Raw genomic sequence first — 20361 nt, forward strand, 5'->3', positions numbered from 1 at the left:
AAAATAGCGCTTCAGGCGAACCTGAAGCGCTATTGGAAGCACATAAATCGGATCAGTCGCGATAGAGAATCGCAGAGCCCCATGACAGGCCGACACCGAAACCGCTGATCGCCACGCGCTTCCAGTCGGCATCCAGGACGTGCTTCTCCAGTAACAGCGGAATGCTCGAAGACACGGTATTACCGGTCTCGACCATGTCCTTGATGAACTTTTCAGGCTCACCCTCGAAACGCCGCGCCACGGCATCGACAATTGCCGCGCTGCCCTGGTGGATACAGAACGCGTCGATATCGCTGGGTTGCAATGACGACTCGTTCAGCAGTTCATGCAAATGAGCCGGCACTTTCAGCAAGGCGAAGTTGAAGACCTGGCGGCCATTCATGAAAAACACACCGTCGCTCACCTTCAGGTGCGGCGCACCGGAACCGTCAGTCCCGAACTTGGACTTGCCCAACTGCCAATTGGCCCCTTCGGCCATCCAAGTGGCCGTGGCGGCGTCGCCGAAGAGCATGGTGGTGTTGCGGTCTTCAGGGTCGACGATTTTCGAATAGGGGTCGGCGGTGACCAGTAACCCGTTTTTCAGCCCTGCGGCCTCCATGAAGCCTTTCAGGGCATAGATGCCATAGACATAGCCCGAGCAGCCCAGGGATATGTCGAACGCCGCCACATGGGTTGGCAGCCCGAGTTTGTCCTGCACGATGGCGGCCGTGTGCGGCAATCCTTCCTCATCACCGTTCTGGGTGACGACGATCAGCGCGTCAATCGATTCGCGCGAAAGCTGTGGGTTGTTGGCGAACAGCGCGTTCACTGCTTCGACACACAGGTCCGATGTTTCCTGATCAGCGTCTTTGCGCGGCAGGAACGCCGAACCAATCTTGCCGAGGATGAACTCTTCATCCTTCTCGAATTTGGCACCCTGAGCGTAGTTATCCACACCAGCGGTCGGCACATAACTCGCTATGCTTTTTATGCCAATCATCATGGCTTCCCGATCATGTACTGCGACTAGGTTCACCCCCAAAAGCTCAGGGGCGCTTCAAAATGGTTGATTTCCGAGGGCGGAAGCCTTGCCAGGCGAACGAACGGGCCTCCACTCCGGGGAATACAATACAGTGAAGATGCACTTTATGACCTATGCGTCACGCTGTTTTGTCCTCAAGGGGCATTTTTTCATGACAAATGAAGCAGTGTCATTTCTCGCGATCGGATTGGACACCGGACAGGAATGTAGGGGATGGCGATGCAATTGTGTGAGAGCGACGGTAGATTTACCTGCCGTACCCGGTGGGAAACTGCAGAAGGCGTTTGATTAATTGTGGCGAGGGAGCTTGCTCCCGCTGGAGTGCGAAGCGCTCACAAAAGGGCTGCTTCACAGCCCAGCGGGAGCAAGCTCCCTCGCCACGATTCATCCGCACGGATATGCGGCGGTTAGTTCAGCAAGTCGGTCCAAGGTACGTTGCGCACCGGTCCGAGGGTAAAACCCACCCCTTGCAGCGCCAGATTGCCGTTGTAGAACCGATCCTGGGCGAACGCCCCGGACCACTTCTCACGCAGCGCCGCAAGCGCCTGCGGCGTACTCGCCAGCACGCCGGGCTGGATCACTTGCACATGCGGCGTCCATACCGTCAGATAACCTGCCTGGCCAACCCGGAGGCACAAGTCGACGTCACCCAGCGCATCGTCGAACAATGCCGTATCAATGCCGTCGGCCGCTTCGAACAATTGCTTGGCAATCATCAGGCAGGCGAAAGACACCGCCGAACAGTTCTGCTCGACTACCAACCTGTTCATGTAGCCCCGGGCGGTCTTCGGCTCACCGACGAAAGCCGAGCCGACTGTGTCGTTCAGTCCCAGGATCAGGCCAGCCTGGGCGATGCTTCCATCGCGCTCGACCAGCTTGGCGCCGACCACGCCGACCTCCGGGCGCAACACTTGATTGAGCAGCGATTCGACCCAGTTGACGTTGACCACTTCGCTGTCGGCCGCCAGTGTCACCAAATAGTCGCCCTTGGCTTCCTGGCTCGCAGCGTTGATCAAAGTCCCCGTCGCGACGCCCGCGTCGATATCGAGCAACCGAACGCGACTGGCCTGGTGCCCCTGGCCGCCGAGCCAGGTACTCAGGGGGGGATGGTTTGCGGCCGCGGTAGGAACCAGCACTTCGTAGCGCTGATATCGGGTGCGCTGCAGCACGCTGAGCAAGCACCGCTGTAGCGCCGTCAGGTCACCGATGCCATGGACAACGATCGACACCATGGGGCGGTCGGCAAAGCGATAATCGATTTTGTGCGTCCCGGGCACGGCCGCGCTCACGTCGGCTTGATAGCCACGTACCGCCAGGTGACGCAGCAATGTCTTGCGCTCATCGGCATTGTCCTCCACCGGCGCCGCCTGGCAAATCAACAGTGGCTCATCCAGGTGGGCAAGCCCCTCCAGGCCGTCCTGCTCGATCAGGCGCAACAGCAGGTCGAACTCCATCGCGTTCTTGAATTCACGCGAGTAACCGCCGAGCTTCACCAGCGTCTCGCGACGGATCAGCCAATGGCGGGCCATCAGCGTCGGATTGCTTTGCAGCAAGTCCAAGTTGAACCCAGGCCGGAACACTTCAGCCAAGGTCCCATCAAGCTGGCGCTGGAACTCGTCCATTGCCACGGCCTGGCACTGCGCAGCGTCCAGCAGTTCCACACCCGCACGGAACAGACCCGCCGGTGTCAGCTCATCGCCGGCCTCGGTCATGACCATCCAATCACAATCGCTCAGGTTAACCACCTGATTGATTTTGTCGACGTAATTGCTTTCGTTGACTTTGACAAAATGCAGGACATTCTGTGGCGTCGTCTCGGCCGGCAGGTCACCGGTGGTGAACACCACAATCTTGAACGCCCGGCAGTAGCCATTGATGATGCTGTCGAAGGAAGCCTGCATCTTGAAAACATCGGCGTCCAGATCCAGGATCAAAATGCCGAACGTAGGACCACCGTTGCGAGCAGCCAGGTATTTGGAAACTTTCTGGGCTTCACTGGCGCTCGGTTCACGCGCCTCGAGCCATCGCAGCAATTGACCGGAGCGCGTGGCGTCGAACAATCTCGCGGTATTATCAAACCCCGCCGCGTCGAGTCGCAGCTTCCACGCCTCTAGCATCTGCACGTAGCGCTCGTCGCCCTTGGCCTGCATGAGCCCCAGGAGTTGCTTCACCAGATCCTGGTTGAAGGCATAGCTCAGGAAAGCTCTCGCCAACTGTTCATCAAGCGGCTCGGCACTCGTGTTGCGCTGGGGGCGGGACAATTCCTTCTGCTTGAGCATGACCGCTTCCAGCTCTTTCAACTGCACCTGTCCACTTGGCGCTACATGAATCAAGAACTCCAGTTTGGTGAGCACGTTAAAAAAAGCCTGGTTATAGAACGGTAACTCGACGTATTGGGTCGGCTCGAAACGACGAACCGGTTCGCCCCGCCGTGAATCCCAGATCGACTCGAACAGTTTTCCGGCCTGCGGCACCGAACGTTCATCCAGCTTCTTGACGATGGCCCTGGCGTGTTCTCGCACCGAAGCATCCGTGCCTAAGGAACAGGCCAAGGCCGCAGCCATACGCTCCTGTTCCGCGACCGCACGCAAGTCTTGAGAACTAGGCGCCATCACGACCGCGCTCTGCGGCTTCGCCACACGACTGCGCTCATGCACACCATAGGCGATGTCGAGCAAGCGGACCCTTGCATCCGCCACCAAACCATAAGAATGGCCAGCCTCCTGCAGCCGCGGGTCAAAACCTGAGGGCAACGAAGCGTAACTGCGCCGCAGGGTTTCAGTGCGCGTCAGTGCGCTCATCAGTGACGGACAATCCTCAGCAAACACCGCCAGCCGAGCTTCGGCCGATGCGTCGGAGTAATCTTCGCAGCCCTTGCGGTCGAGCAAGTAATAGTCGACACGGTCAGCATGGGCCTCGAACGCCAGGCTGTAGCCTTGGCAGGCGCCGTATTCAGCATTCGCCTCCAGGAAACTCAACGATTGTTCGAGCGCCTGGAGCAGCAGAAAACTCTCGGCATCGGCAATCGCCAGGTAAGGCGTGGCAACGTGCTCGACGGCCTGACGAACCTTGTCGCCGAAGCCACTCGCCTCAGGCGCATGCAAGAACTGCACCCCGGGGAATGCCGTCGAAATATCGGCATCGATCCGGCTTGATGAGTCGATCACCAACACGGCGAACGAACTGGCGCGGTAGTAGCGCAACGCCCGCCGCAGGGCGGTCGACTGGTCATGAGCCAGCAGTACCAGCGTAAACCGTTCATCCAACGGCGCGGTCGTTCCTGTTGGGACATTGCTTTGCATATTAATTCCTTAACGAGTGGATGGCCGCATTAGCGACACCGTGAGTTTCGCGATGGAAACGCCTCAATCCGGTAGCCAACCATTGGCCCAGTACTGCAAGTTATCGCCGCGCAAGATAAAGTCGCGTAGCACCACTTCACGTAATTCGTCGCCCATCCGGTAACTGGCAACCGGGTCTGCCAGATGCATGCGGATCGCCTCAAGCCATTCTTCGGTGCTGTTGGTAAGGACCCGAGTGCAAGGCAGGTGCCCCCTATAAGCTTCGGTATCCGAACAGATGACCGGGTACCCGCACGCACCGTACTCCAACAAGCGCAGGTTGCTTTTGCAGTCGTTGAAAATATGAAATTCCAACGGCGCCAAGGCCAGGTCGAGGTTCAAGCTGGCAAGTTTTGCCGGATAAAGTGCCAGGCTCACGCCAGGATGAAACTCATGGACATAGGGCTTGAGCAAATCGGGGCACATGCCAAAGAAAACCCATTCAACTTCATCGGCCAGTTCCCGAACGACATCGGCGATGAGCTCCAGGTCGCCACGATGGCTGGTACCACCGCCCCAACCGATACGCGGCTTGCTTGAGGTTGCACGCTGGCTCCGGAGCTGGTTCCACAGGCCGGCCGCCAGCATGTTGGGCACCACGCGGATGTCGTGATGCATGCTGGACAAGACGTCCGCCAGTGGATGGGTGGACACCACGACCCGATCGCACTGGGCGATCCCTTGGCGGAGCAAGTCCTCGAGGTTGTCCGGCATATTGCGACGGTGTTCGTTTTTTTCCGGAACCCTGGCAATGTAGTCATCCAATTCGTAGATGCGCATGGCATTGGAGTAGGTCTTGACTTGAGCGATGTCCTTGAATTTACCGACGTTATAGCGACCTTGAAGAATGATCACATCCGGTGACTGGCGTTCAATGTCGATGATCGAAGGCGTATCGTAGGCAACGCGCCCGACGATTCGACCCGCCGCTTCCAGTTCGAACAGCGGCTGGCTAACCCGGTAATGTCCCACCGCCGAGGTGTTGATTGCCATCCCGAGGATCGAAGGAACGTTGCGGGTGATCAACGGATTCCAGCCGGTACGTGGCCCGGGTTCAAGGCTGAAGCTTTTCCCAGTCAGGGTCAGGTTACGATTGTAGGCGGGATCGTTGGCGATCCTGCGTAGCCAGCGCTGATAAAAAGCCTCTTGTTCGCGCTCCAGGCGCTCCTTCCACGAAGGATCACGACTGGCCTCGACGCCGGACGCCAGCACGACATCGCTGTAGGGTGTGGTGACGATCAGGTAACCGTTTTTTCCGACCTGCAGGCACAACTCCAGCGAATTGATGCGCTGCGTTGTGATCGACTCATCGAACCCGCCAACTTCCTCCAGAACTTGCTTGCGCACCAATAGGCAGTGGTCGCCGACGGCGCTCCAGTTTTGCACCGTCTGCAAGCGTTGCATATAGCCGCCAGACGCCACCGATTCGTTGACGAACGCCCTGCCCGCCAACCCGCCCAACCCCATGATCATACCGGAGTCGATGACCCGACCTTGCTGGTTCAGCGTGCGAGGCCCCACGATACCGACCTCGGGACGTTGCCCATGATTGAGCAGTTCATCCAGCCATGCGGCTTCCAGCGCGATGCAACTGGGGTTGAGCAACAGCAGGTATTCGCCGCGGGCCTGTTGCAAGGCGAAGTTGCGGAGTACCGCTTCGCTGCTGCTCCCCGGATGTAAGAATATCCGCAACTTTTCACTGCCCAGCTCGGCCATCGCCCTCAGCCAATGCTGCAACTCGGGGGCTTCACTGGCGTTGTCGACAATGATGATCTCGTAATATGGATACGCGGTCGTACTGAGCAGACTGTTGACGCAACGTTCCAGCGCACTCAGGTCATCCTTGACGCTGATGACAATCGACACCAGCGGACGCTCGGCGAATAGGTATTCAATGCGCGGAACCAACGCGAGGAGCGGCCCGGGGTGAAGCCGGTGCTGCACGCCGATACGCTGCAGATGCGCGCCGATCAGCCGCGTGTTTTGCTCGATGACCTCCGACAGCGACAGCCATTGGGCAAACGAAAACGTCGACTCGACCTGGACTTCAGGGATATGACCAATTACTTGCGGCCCGTCCGTTTCCACGAGTCGCCAGATCAAGTCATGGGGCGCCAATTCGCCCAAGCTCGAATCAAATCCGCCCGAGGCCAGGAATCGATCACGCTCGAAAGCCAGTGTCCGACCAACGTAGGGATAGCCACGCATCAGGTCGAGGTTGAAGTCGGGCTTGAAGATAGGCTCTGCCGATTTGTCATCCACTAGCGCGCCTTCATCGCTGTAGATGCAGGCAGCACTCGGCGAGCTGACAATCCGGTCGGCCATTATCAGGAGCGCAGATTCGGTCAAGCGATCGCCGGCACGCAGCAGGTAGAACCAATCGGCGCCGTCCAGTTGAGGCAACAGCCCATTGAGCTGCTGCGTCCAGTCAGCTTGCAGGCGAAGGCGCAGGACATGGTTGTCCACCGCCTGGCCACCGTTGGACAGCAGCAGCACCGATTCGCAGGCATAGGCCTGGGCCGCGATACTCTGCAGGGTAATATCCAGCGCATAAGAATCGTCCTGTTCATCGATGATCACAGGGACGATCTTCGGGCGGTAGGCCCAGCGCGCGATCTGCCGGGACAAGACTTGCTTGCGCAATGGACTGAAGTGCCGGCATTCCAACCACTGCACATAGAGGTCCGCGTAGCTTTCGATGTCCGTGCCGACTTGCGAGCCGATGACGCCCTGGCGAGTCGCAATCACCGAGTAGACGTTGAGTTCTTCCCATTCGGGCGCCCCTGGCTCCCTAGGCTGCCCCAGCGCCTGGTAACGCACCCAGCCACTGGCTGGCGCCGGCTCGCCGCTGCGCTGGGCGAGCATTTCCTTGAGCCATGTCAGTTCCACCGTAGCCGCTTCAAGCATTTTGGCCTGACGCGCCAGGCGGTCCGGATGCAAGCGCTGGCCGCTTCCCTCGGCGTATAGCTGGACCAGGTTACCCCGGCGCAGCAGGCAGATGAACAAGGCAAAATCAAGGACCGCCTCGAAGCCTTCACCGGGCCGCGCCAACGCTGGCAGCAAAGCCTCGACATCGGTACGGCGCATCATTGCACCACTTAAACCGCCAAGAATGTTACGGGTGATTTTTTCAAAATACGCCAGCATGTCGCTGCCGTTGAACAGCGCATCGAACTGCGTGATGCCGGTGTTTTCAACACGGACCGGCAAGGCGTAGCTGTCTGCATCGATCAAATGATGCTTGTTGATCACCAGCGATACTTGGGCATGCTCCTGCAGGATGGCCGCCTGTTGGCTGACGCAGAACGCCAGCAACTGGTCATCATCGCAGAGAAACTTGAGGTACTCGCCCCGGGACTCTTCGAGGCAGCGCAACAGGTTCTGCTGGAACCCCAGTCGGGTCGGGTTGCGCAGGTAGCGCACTGCAACATTAGAGCCTGCGCCAAGTTCCTGGACAATCCGCTCGACTTCATCGGTGCGGCAATCGTCGCAGATGACAATCTCAAGGTTCTCGTAGGTTTGCTCGAGCGCGCTTTGCAAGGCGAGGCGGAAAAAGCGTGAGTGGTACGCGGGGATGGCAATGCTGACAAGAGGAGCTGATTTCACACGCATGGCTCTCAACGGCAGGCGCCAACTCAGGCGAGAGCAGGACGTCCTGAATCGTATAAAGGAACGGGTTGGGGACCGCTTATAGCGTCACGGTCCCCGCCCTGGATCACACTTTATTGAACAAACCCAATTGAGCGATCTTGCTGAACGCCAACTGAGACGCTTGAAGCATAGTCTGCTGCAAGGTCAGGCGCGTCATCACTTCCGCCGGGTCGGAGTCACGAATCGCCGACTGGGTTTGCGAGTTGGCGAGGACGAAGCTCTGGTTGGTATCGCTCTGGGTATCGAGCGACTGGCCACGCCCGCCGACCGAACTCAATGCGCTGGTCAAGTGGTCGGTGCCGCTGGCCAGGTTACCGATACCCGAAGCCAGCGCCGCATTCAGCTTCTGAAGGGCGATGTTGTTGCCATCGGCCGGGGTGTTCAAGGCAGTCCGCAACTGGCTCACGGTGTCGAGAATGTTCTGCGTCTCGTGGGTATTGACCGCGATGCTGAACTGATCGTTGGCCGCCGGGGCACCATTGAGGGTGAAGCTCACGCCGGATGCGGTGGCGACGTTGCCCGCCAGGGTGCCGCTGGATACCGGCTTGCTGTCGGCGGTCAGTGGCGCGGCGTACAGGTCGAAATCCGTGGCACTGGTGAACTTCAACACGGCCGAGCCCGTCGGAAAACTGGCGTGGTAAGCCGTCGGATCGGTGATCTGGCTACCCGTGATTTGAGTCAGGGTGGTGTTGCCCGGACTGCGAGCCGGCGTGAAGCTATCCGGTTTGGCTGCCAGGGTGAACGTGTGCCCGGGCAACACTGTACCTGCCACATCGCCAGCTTGAAGGTTGACGTTCAAGGTCAAGTCGACACCGCGAAAGCTTACGGTCTGCCCGGCCTGGTTATTCGGTTCGATGACACCACCCTTGCTGGCTTCGGCGGTCACATCGTTGCCACCCGAGTCAGTGATTTTCAACTGGGTGCCGCTGACGAATTCCACGGTATACGGCTCGCCACCGCGGAACTGGCTGTTGTAGCTGACGCTGGACGACACTTGGCCGTTGGTCAACACCACACGGCCATCATCCACCGGCGGCGCGGTCATGGTGACCTGGGTGCGACTGGTGTTGACCGCTTGCTGAAACACTTCCCAGCCGGTGCTGTTGGTGGCCATCGACATGGTGTCGCCGATCGGCAGGTCCAGGGTCACCTGATCGCCGTTGTAGCTGTAGGTGCCGTCGTCATTGCGGGTGAACGGCACGACATCGCCCTTGGAGCCGGCGAAGATGTATTTGCCGTTCTCATCCTTGGTGTTCATCAGGCTGAGCAGCTGTTCTTCGAGCGAACCCAATTCCGAAGCGACCGCTTTACGGTCTGAGTCAGTGTAGGCGGCGTTACCGGCGCTGACGGCCAGTTCCTTGGCGCGCTGCAGCACGTTGCCGATGCTGTTCATCACCGCTTCGGTGTTGCCCAGGGTCGCCTTGATAGTGGTGACGTTGGCTTCGTACTGCGACAGCATCGAAGCCTGGTTACCCAGTTGCAGCAAGCGCGAAGCACCGACCGGATCATCGGCGGCGGTGTTCACACGCACCAGGCTGCTGGCCTCCTCGCTGCTCTTGACGACCTTGGCGAAGTTTTTCTGATAGTTCGCAGCCGTGCTTTCGTAGAACTGAGAAGTGGAAATGCGCATGGGCTACGGCTCCTTAAAGACTGTTGATCAACGTGCTGAAGATTTGTTGCGCCGCCTTGATGATCTGCGAGGACGCGGTGTAGTACTGCTGGAACTTGACCAGGTTGCCGGTTTCTTCATCCAGGTCCACGCCGGACAACGAATCGCGGGCGTTCTTGGCATTGTCCAGGATCGCGCCGGTGGCGGCGCTGTCGAGCTTGCCCTGGGCGGCCTTGGCGCCGACGCCTTCCACCAGCTTGCCGTAGGCATCGTTCAGGGAAATGCCTTTGCTGGCAGTGTTGGTGTCTACGGTCTTGGCGGTCTGCAAGCCGGCCAATGCCGTACCGTTACGGTTGTCCAGGCTGCCGGGCTGGCTGAGGCTGATATTGATACCCGCCCCTTCCGATGGTGCACCGGCGATCGACATGTCGAACGTGACGGTACGCTGCACCGGCGGTACGGACGAATCCATGATCGGGGCACCCGTGGCGTCCTTGAGCGGAACGCTCAGGCTCAGGGTGTTGCTCTGGCCGGGTATGATCGTACCGCTGCTGATCAAGCCACCCTGGGCATCGCGTAGTTGGTAAGCCTGGCTGGAGCCACCGGCCGACGTCGCGCCGAACACCACCTTGACCGGCATCGAGTTCTTGATGCCGTTCTGGATGATGCTGGTGGTGGCCTCGTCGTAGATGTCCAGCTTGGTGGTCATGGTCGGCTGGCCGCTGGCCGGAATGGTCAGCGTACCGCTGCCGCCCGGCGTGATGGCGGCGCCCAGCGGCGCGGCAATCGCCAGCCGCTTGGAGTCGGTCATCTCGGTCTTGATGCTGCCCGCCGCGTTGCGGGTCGGGGTGATCTTGAACGAATCACCAGCCACCGCCGGGCCACCGCCGAAGGTCAAGGCGAAACCATCGACCACCGGTGGCGGCGTGGTCGCGGTATTGAACGCACCCATCGGCGTGTTATCAGGCAAGCGCTGGACGGTGTAGTCGGTGGCGCTGGTGAAGGTGATCTTGTAGTCGTTGGTGGTCAGCTTGCCGGTGTCTTCGATGGACACGTTGAAGTTGCCGGACCCGGCGCTGTTGCCCAGCGAGGCGACGCTGCGCTGGCTCATTTGCGCGGCGCTGTTGATGCTGCTGAACAGGTTGGAACCAAACGCACCGTTCTTGTCGATGCCCGAGGCCTGGATGCTGTTCATCTGGTCGGCGACGACCAGCGCCACGCGGCCCAGCTCGTTCATGGCCGGGTCGAGCACAGTGCTGCGGTAGCGCATCAGGCCGCCGATTTCACCGCCGGTCATGACCTGGGTGATGTCCATGACGCTGGAGCCACTGTTGAGCTGGATGCCGATGCGACCCGGGTCGTTCTTGTCCGGAACTGCTTCCAGTTTATTGGTGATGTTGCCCATCACCAGTGGCTGGCCGGAACCCAGGTAGATGTCCAGGCTGCTGCCGTTCTCGACGACCTGAGTGCCGGTGAAGGTAGACAGTTGGCGAATGGTCTCGCTGCGGGCGTCGAGCAGGTCGTTCGGCGCGCCGCCGGCGTTGGAGACCTCGGCGATTTTCTTGTTCAACTGGGCGACGGTGGTGGCCAGATTGTTGATCTGCTCGACCATGTTCGACAGGTTGCCGTTGATGTTCTGGCTCTGCTCCGTCAACTGGCTGGCAACCGAGTTGAAACGGTTGCTCAAGGCCTGGGCATCGCTGAGCAGCAACTGGCGGGACGCGTCGTCGCCCGGCTTGGCGTTGACGTTCTGTACCGAGGCGAAGAACTTGGTCAGCGCGCCGTTGAGGCCGGTGCCGCTGTCCGACAGCAGGGAATCGAGCGGGGTGATCTGGCCTTGGTAGGCCGCCGCATCGCTGTTGAGCGAGGTGGTGGTCTTCAGTTGTGCTTCAAGGTACGAGTTATAGACCCGGCGCACATCCGCCAGGGTCGTGCCGGAGCCGATGAACACGTTGCCGTACTGGTTCGACGCCTTGGTGGTCTGCACGGTCTGCTGACGCGAATACCCAGCGGTATCGACGTTGGCGATGTTGTTACCCGTGGTCACCAGTGCGGTCTGGCTTGCGGACAGACCCGACATCCCGATATTGAGCAAACTCATGGTTCAGACCTTATAAAGTCGTGGTGGCACCGGCCGAGGCGTAGTTTTGGTAACTCGTCATCTGCCGGGCTATGTTCGAAATCTTGTTGGCGTAGTTCGGGTCGGTGGCGTAACCGGCCTTCTGCAACTCGCGTACAAACTGTTCCGGGTTATCGGCCGACTTCAGCACAGCTTGATAGCGACTGTTGCTTTGCAGCAGGTTCACCAAATCATGGAAGCTGTCGCGGTAAGAGGCGTAGGAACGGAACTCGGCCGTCTCCTTGACCATCTCGCCATTGCGGAATTCGCTGGTGATCGCCCGCGCCGAATCGCCCGTCCAATTCTTGCTGGCCTTGATGCCGAACAGGTTGTGGCTGCTGCTGCCATCGGGCTGGCGCATCACCGATTTGCCCCAACCGGTTTCCAAGGCGGCCTGGGCCACTAGGTAACGAGGGTCGACACCGATGCGGTCGGCGGCTTCCTTGGCCATCGGCAGCATGGCATTGACGAATTCATCGGCATCGCGGAAGGCCTTGCGCGCCGGTGCCAACGGTGGCTGGGCCACGGCGCGACCATAGACCTGCATGTCGCCTTTGGGTTCGGCAGCCTTGAGCGCGGCCAGCCAGTCACCGTTGGCCAGCTCACCGGTAGCAGGCTTGACGGCGGCAACGGCACGATCCGGCAAGACATTCTGCGCCACGGCCTCAGGCTTGACCGACGCCGAAGGCACCAGCCCGGCGAGCAGGCGGTCGGCCAGTTTCGGCGGCAGGGCCAGGCGACGCTGGTTGATCAATTCCATGTCGTTGCGGTGGATGCCCTCGGCTCCTTGCGGCGCGCTCACAGCCCGCGAGGCCCAGAGTGGGCGCTGGCCGTTGCTGCGCGACAAAGGCCCATCGGGCAGCGTTCCGGCCGCCACTGGCGTGGGCACAGGCGCCTTGGCCTTGTCCAACGCATCTTGCTGCTTGGCGGCCGACAAGGTGGCCGCCTCGCCCGAGGCCAGCGGCTTGTTCTTCGACATCTGGCGCAGCAGCACGTCGGCCAGGCCGATACCGCCGCCCTCGCGGGACATCGAAACGGCCAACTGCTGGTCGTACATTTCCTGGTATTGCTTGGCTTCCGGCGTATTCATCGGATTGTCCTTGCCCAGGGCCTCGGTGGCCGAACGCATGGACTTGAGCATTTCGCCGAGGAACAACGACTCGAATTCCTGCGCCACTTTGCGCAGGTTGCCTTCGCTGTTCTTGTCGCCGACCTTGAGCTGGTTCAAGCGATTGAGGTCCGAATAGGACGCTGAATCCCCACTGATCAAGGCGCCTTTGCGCATATCCACCATGACCGCTTTCCTTAAATCACGATCAGGTCGGCTTGCAACGCGCCGGCCTGCTTCAAGGCTTCGAGAATCGCCATCAAGTCACCCGGTGCCGCGCCGACCTGGTTCACCGCCCGGACGATTTCATCCAGGGTGGTGCCCGGGCCGAACTTGAACATCGGCTTGGCTTCCTGCTCGGCATTGACCCGCGAACGCGGGACCACGGCGGTCTGGCCGTTGGACAATGGGCCCGGCTGGCTGACGATCGGGTCTTCGGTGATGGTCACGGTCAGGCTGCCGTGGGTCACGGCGGCCGGCGAAACCTTGACGTTCTGGCCGATCACGATGGTGCCGGTGCGCGAGTTGATGATGACTTTCGCCACCGCCTGGCCCGGATCGACTTCGAGGTTTTCCAGGATCGACAAGTAGTCGACACGCTGGCTCGGATCCAGTGGCGCGGTGACGCGAATCGAGCCGCCGTCGATGGCCTGGGCCACGCCTGGGCCGAGCATGTCATTGATCTTGTCGACGATGCGCTTGGCCGTGGTGAAGTCGGAACGGTTGAGGTTCAGCGTCAGGCTATTGCCCTGGTTGAAACCGCTCGGCACCGCACGCTCAACCGATGCACCGCCAGGGATGCGACCCGCCGACGGAACGTTGACGGTGATCTTCGAACCGTCGCGGCCCTCGGCGTCGAAACCGCCCACCACCAGGTTGCCCTGGGCGATGGCGTAGACGTTGCCGTCGATACCCTTGAGCGGGGTCAGCAACAAGGTGCCGCCACGCAGGCTCTTGGAGTTACCGATGGACGACACGGTGATGTCCACTTGTTGACCTGGCTTGGCAAACGCTGGCAGATCAGCACTGACCGACACCGCCGCGACGTTCTTCAACTGCACGTTGCCGGAACCGGCCGGCACCTTGATACCGAACTGCGACAACATATTGTTGAAGGTCTGCAGGGTGAACGGGGTCTGGGTGGTCTGGTCGCCGGTACCATTGAGGCCCACGACCAGGCCGTAGCCGATCAACTGGTTGGAACGCACGCCGGAAATGCTGGCGATGTCCTTCAAGCGCTCGGCTTGAGCAGTGAAGGCTGCCGACATCACCAGGGCACCGATCAACAGCTGTTTAAGATTCAACTTGATCACCTAGAAAGGGAACTTCGGGCTGAGGAAGAAACGGTCGAACCAACCTGGCTGACTCGCATCGGCAAAGGCACCAGTGCCCGAATAGGTGATGCGCGCATCGGCCACGCGGGTCGATGGAACAGTGTTGTCGGTGGAAATGTCATCGGCGCGAACCATCCCGGCGATGCGCACCAGCTCGTCGCCGGTGTTGAGCGTCAACCACTTCTCGCCGCGCACGGCGATGATGCCGTTGGGCAATACATCGGCGACGGTCACGGTGATCGAACCAGTCAGGCTATTGCTCTGGCCGGACTGGCTGTCGCCCTTGGTGGCGCGGTCAGCACTGTATCCGGCGTTGAGGCTCAGGTCGTTGCTGCCGATCGGGTTGTTGGTGGTCAGGCTCGAACCGAACAACGACGTCAGGCCGACGCTGGTCTCACTGGTCTTGTCGATCTGCGAGTTGGCGTTCTTGCTGGCCTGGGTCCGCTCGTTCAGGGTGATGGTGATGATGTCACCAACGCGGAAGGCCTTGCGGTCGCTGTACAGGTTCTGCTCGAAACCGGCCTGGTAGATCGAACCGTTGTTGGCCGCCGCCGGCAACGGTGTGCGCGGCAACACCGGAGCGTAGTACGGGTCATTGGGCCTTGGCGTTGGCGCGACACAGCCCGCCAATGCGGTGATCCCACTCAATGCCAGAACAGATACGAAGCGATTCATGACCCTACCTCTTGGTGTTGCAGGCGACCCTGGGGCCGCCCTGTCTACGTAATGACGGATTTTGCGACGCGATTACAGATTCTGCGTGACGAACGAGAGCATCTGGTCGGCGGTGGAGATCACTTTGGAGTTCATCTCGTAGGCGCGCTGGGTGGTGATCATGTTGACCATCTCCTCAACGGTGCTCACGTTCGAAGTTTCCAGGGTGTTCTGCAGCGTGGTGCCGAAACCGTTCAGGCCTGGGGTGCCGACTTGCGGCGCGCCGCTGGCGGCGGTTTCCATGAACAGGTTGTTACCCACGGCTTGCAGGCCGGCCGGATTGATGAAGTCAGCGGTCTGCAGGTTGCCGATCACTTGGGAGGCCGGGTTACCCGCCACGGTGATGGACACGGTGCCGTCGCGGCCCACGGTGAAGGTCTGGGCATCGTTCGGGATGACAATGGCCGGTTCCAGGGCGAAACCGCTGGCGTTGACGATCTGGCCATTGGAGTCGAGGTGGAAGGTACCGTCACGGGTGTAGGACGTGGTGCCGTCCGGCTGCAGGATCTGGAAGAAACCGCGACCGTCGATGGCCATGTCCAACGGCTGCTCGGTGGTTTGCAGGCTGCCGGCGTTGAAGTTTTTCTGGGTGCCGACGATGCGCACACCGGTACCCACTTGCAGGCCCGACGGCAATTCGCTGTCCTGGGTCGACTGGGCGCCAGGCTGGCGTTTTACCTGGTACAGCAGGTCCTGGAACTCGGCGCGATCACGTTTGAAACCCGTGGTCGAGACGTTCGCCAGGTTGTTGGAAATAGTGGACAGGTTGGTGTCCTGGGCGGACAGACCTGTTTTGGCAACCCAAAGAGCCGGAAGCATTCGATTCTCCTCTTACGCCTGTTTTTCGGCGCAGCGCTGTAATTAATGATTAGATCTGCAAGACCCGAGCCATGGCCTCATCGCCTTCTTTGGCGGTGTTCATCATCTTGACGTGGAGCTCGAATTGCTTGGCCAGGGCCAGCACCGAAGTCATCTCATCCACGGCGTTGACGTTGCTCGCCTCCTGGAAGCCCGACACCAGTTGCACGTTGCCGTCGATGGGCGCCGGCTGGCCGTCCTTGGTGCGGATCGAACCGTCCAGGCCCTTGGTCATATTCTTCAGGTCAGGATTGACCAGCTTGATGCGGTCCACTTCAGCCATCACGCGCGGGCCTTCGCCCATGGCGCGGATGCTGATGGTGCCGTCCTGGCCGATTTCGATTTTCTGCTCCGGTGGCACGGCGATCGGCCCGCCATTGCCCATCACCGGCATGCCGTTGCCGGCCCGCAACACGCCCAGGGCGTCAACATTGAGACTGCCGGTGCGCACATAGCTTTCACCGCCGTCGGGGTTTTGCACGGCCATCCAGCCCGGACCGCTGACCGCCACGTCCAGGTCGCGACCGGTTTCAACCAGCGCTCCCGGGGTGAAGTCAGTGGCAGGCCGCTCGGACATGGCAAACGCCCGCGCCGGAAAGCTGTCGCCGAACACCGGCATCGAACGTGCCTGCTCCAGGTCTTTCTGAAAACCATTGGTGGAGATGTTCGCCAGGTTGTTGGCATGGGCCCGTTGCGCCAGTGCGTTCTGGCTGGCGCCGGTCATTGCCACATAAAGGTACTTGTCCACTGTCGTTCCTCTGCATGCCGGACGTTTGCCGCCCACTGCTGTGTTGCACAGCCTTAAGCAAATTGCAGACCAACTTTTTTCTGGCGGGCCCAGGCCCGTAAAACAAAGGGCTCGTGGGTTTCGGTGAGGAGTTTGGAAATGAGTCGAAGACGAAAAACCGGCGGTGTCTTGCCGATCAGTGGCAAGTACCGGTCGTTGATCATTGCGCTCCTGCGTGGCGCGGTTCGCGCAAGCTGACCATTGAGTGGTCGGATGAATAAGCGGGCGGCCGGGCGCACTTCCCTGCCGCCGCCCTCAGGCTTCCTTCAGCTGGGCAACCATCCCTGAACCCAGCGCGCAGCACAGGCATCGTCGAAGACCCAGTTATCCAGTATTTGCTTGCGTAGTCGCTCGCTCTGCAGCCGCGAGGCCTGCCGATCTGCCAGGACAGCACTAATCGCCCCAAGCCATTGCTCCTGGCGATCACCCATACGGGTGTTGACGAGATCGCCCAGGTTATCGGCGACATTGCCGCCAATCACACTGTAGCCGCAAGCGCCATACTGCAGGTTGCGGAGCAGACTGTCGCTGTCGTCGGCCAGGCCAAAGCCTTGTGGCGCCAGGACCATCTCCAGGTTGAGACTGGCCAGCACCTCGGGATTGTCGTGAACGCCATCATGGACTTCGCTGGCGAGCGGTCGCAGATAAGCAGGCACATCCCCCCAAAGCACCCACTCCACTTGACCCGCCAACGCCTCCATCAGACTCAGGATCAACGGCTGGAAAAAAGGCTGCGTCGGATCAATCGCGCAGCCTATGCGAGGGATGCCAGATGTCTGGCGCCCGCTGGCCAAGTTGCGCCATTTGCTCCCCAGGCGGGTTTCGAGTACACGAATATCCTGATGCAACCCAGCACAGGCCTGGGCCATCGCAGGCGTCGGCACAACGATGCGGTCGACCAGGCTTGCCGCGTGTTGCAGCGAAGACATCCACCCCGGAACCTGCGATTTCAGCTCATCCAACTCAAGAATCTTGAACGCTTTGGAGAGAACATTGATGTGCTGCATCTGCTCCAGGAGCTGCGAGTCAGCCTGATATTGGAAAACAATGACATCGGGGTTGTAGCGCGCAAGCGTTGTCGCCGGCAGGAGACTGTTGCTGATACAACCTTCGATGTTGCCGCCATCACGCAAAGCAGTGAACGGCTCGACAATACGCAGATTTGCGGCTCTTTCGCACTTCCCTGGGTGCACCAATACCACCGGAAGTGGCCGCCACGACAGCGGTCGCCAAGTCAGTTCGTTAATGGCTTCAAGTTCGAAGCCAGCACCCCGCAGCGACAGGTTACTGTTATAGGCAGGATCATTGGCCAGGACGTCCAGCCATTTGCTCAAGGCGTGATCTTGCTCCATGGCAAAACGTTGACGGTTGAGTGGATCCTTGCCGACGCTTGACCAAGTCGCTCCCCCCTCATGCAAGAGCACGGCATGAGGGGTCCAGACATTCAGATAGCCAAGGTTCGCCACCTTCAGGCAAAGGTCCAAATCGTTGCAGGTGACCTGGAACAACGCCTCATCCATGCCTCCGGCTTCCAGGTAGATCGCCGTGCGGATCATCAGGCACGCCGCGCTGACCGCGCTGGTGTTTTGATCGACGACCAGGCGCTGCATATAACCGCCGCTGCTGGCAGCCTGGTCGATGAAAGGGCTGGCGGCAGGGCCGCGCAGCCCGGTAATCAGGTTTGCATGCTGGAGAGTGCCTGCCGGGGTGATCAGCTTGGCGCCAACAACACCCACTTCCGGACGCAAGGCATGGTTGAGCAGCTCGTCCAGCCAATCATCCTGAATGACCGCCGTATCGTTATTCAACAACACCAGGTACTCGCCGCGCGCCTGGCTGGCTGCCAAGTTATTCATGGCACTGAAGTTGAAAGGATAGGGGAAACGAACGACGCGGACCTTGTCTCCTCCGATCAACTCCATCTCGCTCAGCCAAGAGAGGGCTTCTTCAGCCTCGCTGCCGTTGTCGATCAGGATAATCTCGAAGTACGGATAACGCGTTTTTGACAACAGGCTTTCCACACAACGCTGCAACAGCGGCAACTGGTCCCGGGTCGGAATCAGGATCGACACCAAGGGCTGTTGATCATGGCCGTACTTGATGTGGTAATGCCGGGTCGGCTGCTGCAGGACCCTGGCGTTCGTGTAGCCGCGGCTGTCCAAGTGCCGTTGCAGGGTTTTACGCTCGTCCGGGTTATCGGCCAAGGTCGGCGCGTTACTGACCACCAGCGGTTCGCTCAGATGGGCAATGCCGTTCATGCTCCCGGTTTCTATCAGTCGCAAGATGAGATCCAACTCAAGCGCCTCGGGCACTTGCGGGTTGTAACCACCGATCTCCAGCGCCAGTTCGCGACGGATCAACCAATGGTTGGCCATGGCCAATGGCAGGCTCAACAGGTAGTCGAGGTTGATGCAGGGGCGCAAGACCGCTTGAGGGCCGTTCTCCGAGCGATACATGCCATCGCAATAAATCATCCGGCAACCATCGGCACCTGGCAGCTCCAGATCGAGCATTAACGTGCCGCCGGGCAGGACCTCATCGCCAGCGGTAAGCAGCATGATCCAGTCGCTGTCGTCTGCCTGCACAATCTCGTTCAGTTCGACGGCGCCGGGGTCGACACAGGTCAGCCAGTGCAGATTGTCGGGAAGATTATCAGGCGTCGGCGAGGTGCTAAGAACCACCATGCGCAAGCTGATCGATGAGCGTGATCGCCACAGCGCAAGACTTTCCAAGGTATCGCTCAAGGCATTGAAATCGCCCAAGGGATCGCGCACCAACAACGTCAGGCTGGTTTGTCCGCTTAGCTGGCGGCGACGCTGGTCGACAAGCTGCTGCTGGATCGGCGTCAGTACACGGGTGCGCAGCCAGTCCTTGACGGAGGGTACGCGAGCATCAATGGCGTGCTGGACGGCAACCTGCTGAGTGATATCGACGAAGCGCTCCAACTGAGGCCAAAAGGCCTTTTCTATGTCCAGCCAGCGCCTGCGCGCCTGCATCACGGTTGCTCGTGCACGCTCCAGTCCGCCGGGCTCACCATAGAGCGCCGCGCCCGCATCGCCGAACTGCTCGATGAAAGGCAGGGTCTTGACGTGACCGCCGGGCATATAGATAACCGGACAACCACAGAGCATGGCCGCCGTGCAGGTCGATGATATCTCGTATGTGTAAAGCGTTGAGGCCGTTCGAAAAATCTGCGCTAGCTGGGCCAGAGTCTTCGGATTGAGCATGCTCAGGACTTCGATATCGTCCGGCAGCATCGAGTAATCGACCTTGGACTTGTCGAAGCGGTGCAAATACAGGTAGTTGCCACTGCGCTGCACCGGCTCGGTTGGCGGCGAGAATAACTCCGAGTCGATGACGGGCAACAGGAGCAGGTCGCTGCTATCACTGCCACCACCGAAATCCTGCGTGTAATAGAAAAACAGGTCTGACTTCTGCACATTGATTGCGCGGCCAGTTAGAAAGCCGTCACGGTTGAGCATGTAACGAACCACGATCGGTGTGCCAATCGGGTTGCCGTCCGTCACTTCGGGATAGACCGCGATCGGTGCCAGGCCGAGCGAGCGATGGCGCTGGCGCAGTTCCTCGGTCAGGATCGGCGTGCGCAGTTTCGGATTCACCTGGCAAGGGGTGAGATAGGCCTCGTAACCGGACAAGTTCAGCACGTGGCAGAGATAATGCAATACGCATACGCCCGAGGAGGTTTCCCGGTAATGGGGCGCACCAATGTAATAAGGGTGACGCGGCTTGCCATGCAGGGACGGGGTAGTCATACAGTTGCCTTGGGGCTGGAGGGGTCGGATTTCTCAGGCGCGGTGT

The 20361-nt window shown here is 60.0% G+C and carries 11 protein-coding genes; all 11 read right to left on the reverse strand.

Annotated features, from left to right (window positions below; translation table 11 throughout):
* Positions 1-52: 52 nt before the first annotated feature.
* Complete coding sequence (locus Q7C33_RS12245; protein ID WP_198797717.1) at positions 53-979, reverse strand: ketoacyl-ACP synthase III; 927 nt, start codon at positions 977-979, stop codon at positions 53-55.
* 449 nt (positions 980-1428) lie between these two features.
* Entirely contained in the window at positions 1429-4323 is a 2895-nt protein-coding gene (locus tag Q7C33_RS12250) for a TIGR00180 family glycosyltransferase (RefSeq protein WP_407683453.1), read from the reverse strand.
* Positions 4324-4386: 63 nt separating this feature from the next.
* Positions 4387-7968 carry a glycosyltransferase gene (locus Q7C33_RS12255; RefSeq protein ID WP_198797740.1) on the reverse strand — a complete coding sequence of 1194 codons (3582 nt, stop codon included), beginning with the start codon at positions 7966-7968 and terminating at the stop codon, positions 4387-4389.
* A gap of 109 nt (positions 7969-8077) precedes the next feature.
* The gene (locus tag Q7C33_RS12260) at positions 8078-9643 is read right to left on the reverse strand and encodes a flagellar hook-associated protein 3 (protein ID WP_198797715.1); all 1566 of its coding nucleotides are present in this window, start codon (positions 9641-9643) and stop codon (positions 8078-8080) included.
* 13 nt (positions 9644-9656) lie between these two features.
* Positions 9657-11723, reverse strand: a complete 2067-nt coding sequence (gene flgK / locus Q7C33_RS12265) for a flagellar hook-associated protein FlgK (protein ID WP_407683454.1) — start codon at positions 11721-11723, stop codon at positions 9657-9659.
* A gap of 10 nt (positions 11724-11733) precedes the next feature.
* Positions 11734-13032: a flagellar assembly peptidoglycan hydrolase FlgJ gene (flgJ, locus tag Q7C33_RS12270; RefSeq protein ID WP_198797739.1), complete on the reverse strand. Its 1299-nt coding sequence runs from the start codon at positions 13030-13032 to the stop codon at positions 11734-11736.
* A gap of 14 nt (positions 13033-13046) precedes the next feature.
* Positions 13047-14117 carry a flagellar basal body P-ring protein FlgI gene (locus Q7C33_RS12275; protein ID WP_162488974.1) on the reverse strand — a complete coding sequence of 357 codons (1071 nt, stop codon included), beginning with the start codon at positions 14115-14117 and terminating at the stop codon, positions 13047-13049.
* A 45-nt stretch (positions 14118-14162) separates the two neighbouring features.
* Complete coding sequence (flgH, locus tag Q7C33_RS12280) at positions 14163-14858, reverse strand: flagellar basal body L-ring protein FlgH (RefSeq protein WP_217860077.1); 696 nt, start codon at positions 14856-14858, stop codon at positions 14163-14165.
* 72 nt (positions 14859-14930) lie between these two features.
* Positions 14931-15716, reverse strand: a complete 786-nt coding sequence (flgG, locus tag Q7C33_RS12285) for a flagellar basal-body rod protein FlgG (RefSeq protein WP_039593104.1) — start codon at positions 15714-15716, stop codon at positions 14931-14933.
* 49 nt (positions 15717-15765) lie between these two features.
* A complete protein-coding gene (locus Q7C33_RS12290) occupies positions 15766-16503 on the reverse strand; it encodes a flagellar basal body rod protein FlgF (protein WP_123342203.1) in 738 nt (245 codons plus the stop codon).
* 305 nt (positions 16504-16808) lie between these two features.
* On the reverse strand, positions 16809-20315 hold the full coding sequence (locus Q7C33_RS12295) for a glycosyltransferase family 2 protein (RefSeq protein WP_198797712.1): 3507 nt from the start codon (positions 20313-20315) through the stop codon (positions 16809-16811).
* Positions 20316-20361 lie beyond the last annotated feature (46 nt).

This window comes from Pseudomonas sp. BP11-1-1 (assembly GCF_052112105.1).
GTDB classification, from domain to species: domain Bacteria; phylum Pseudomonadota; class Gammaproteobacteria; order Pseudomonadales; family Pseudomonadaceae; genus Aquipseudomonas; species Aquipseudomonas alvandae.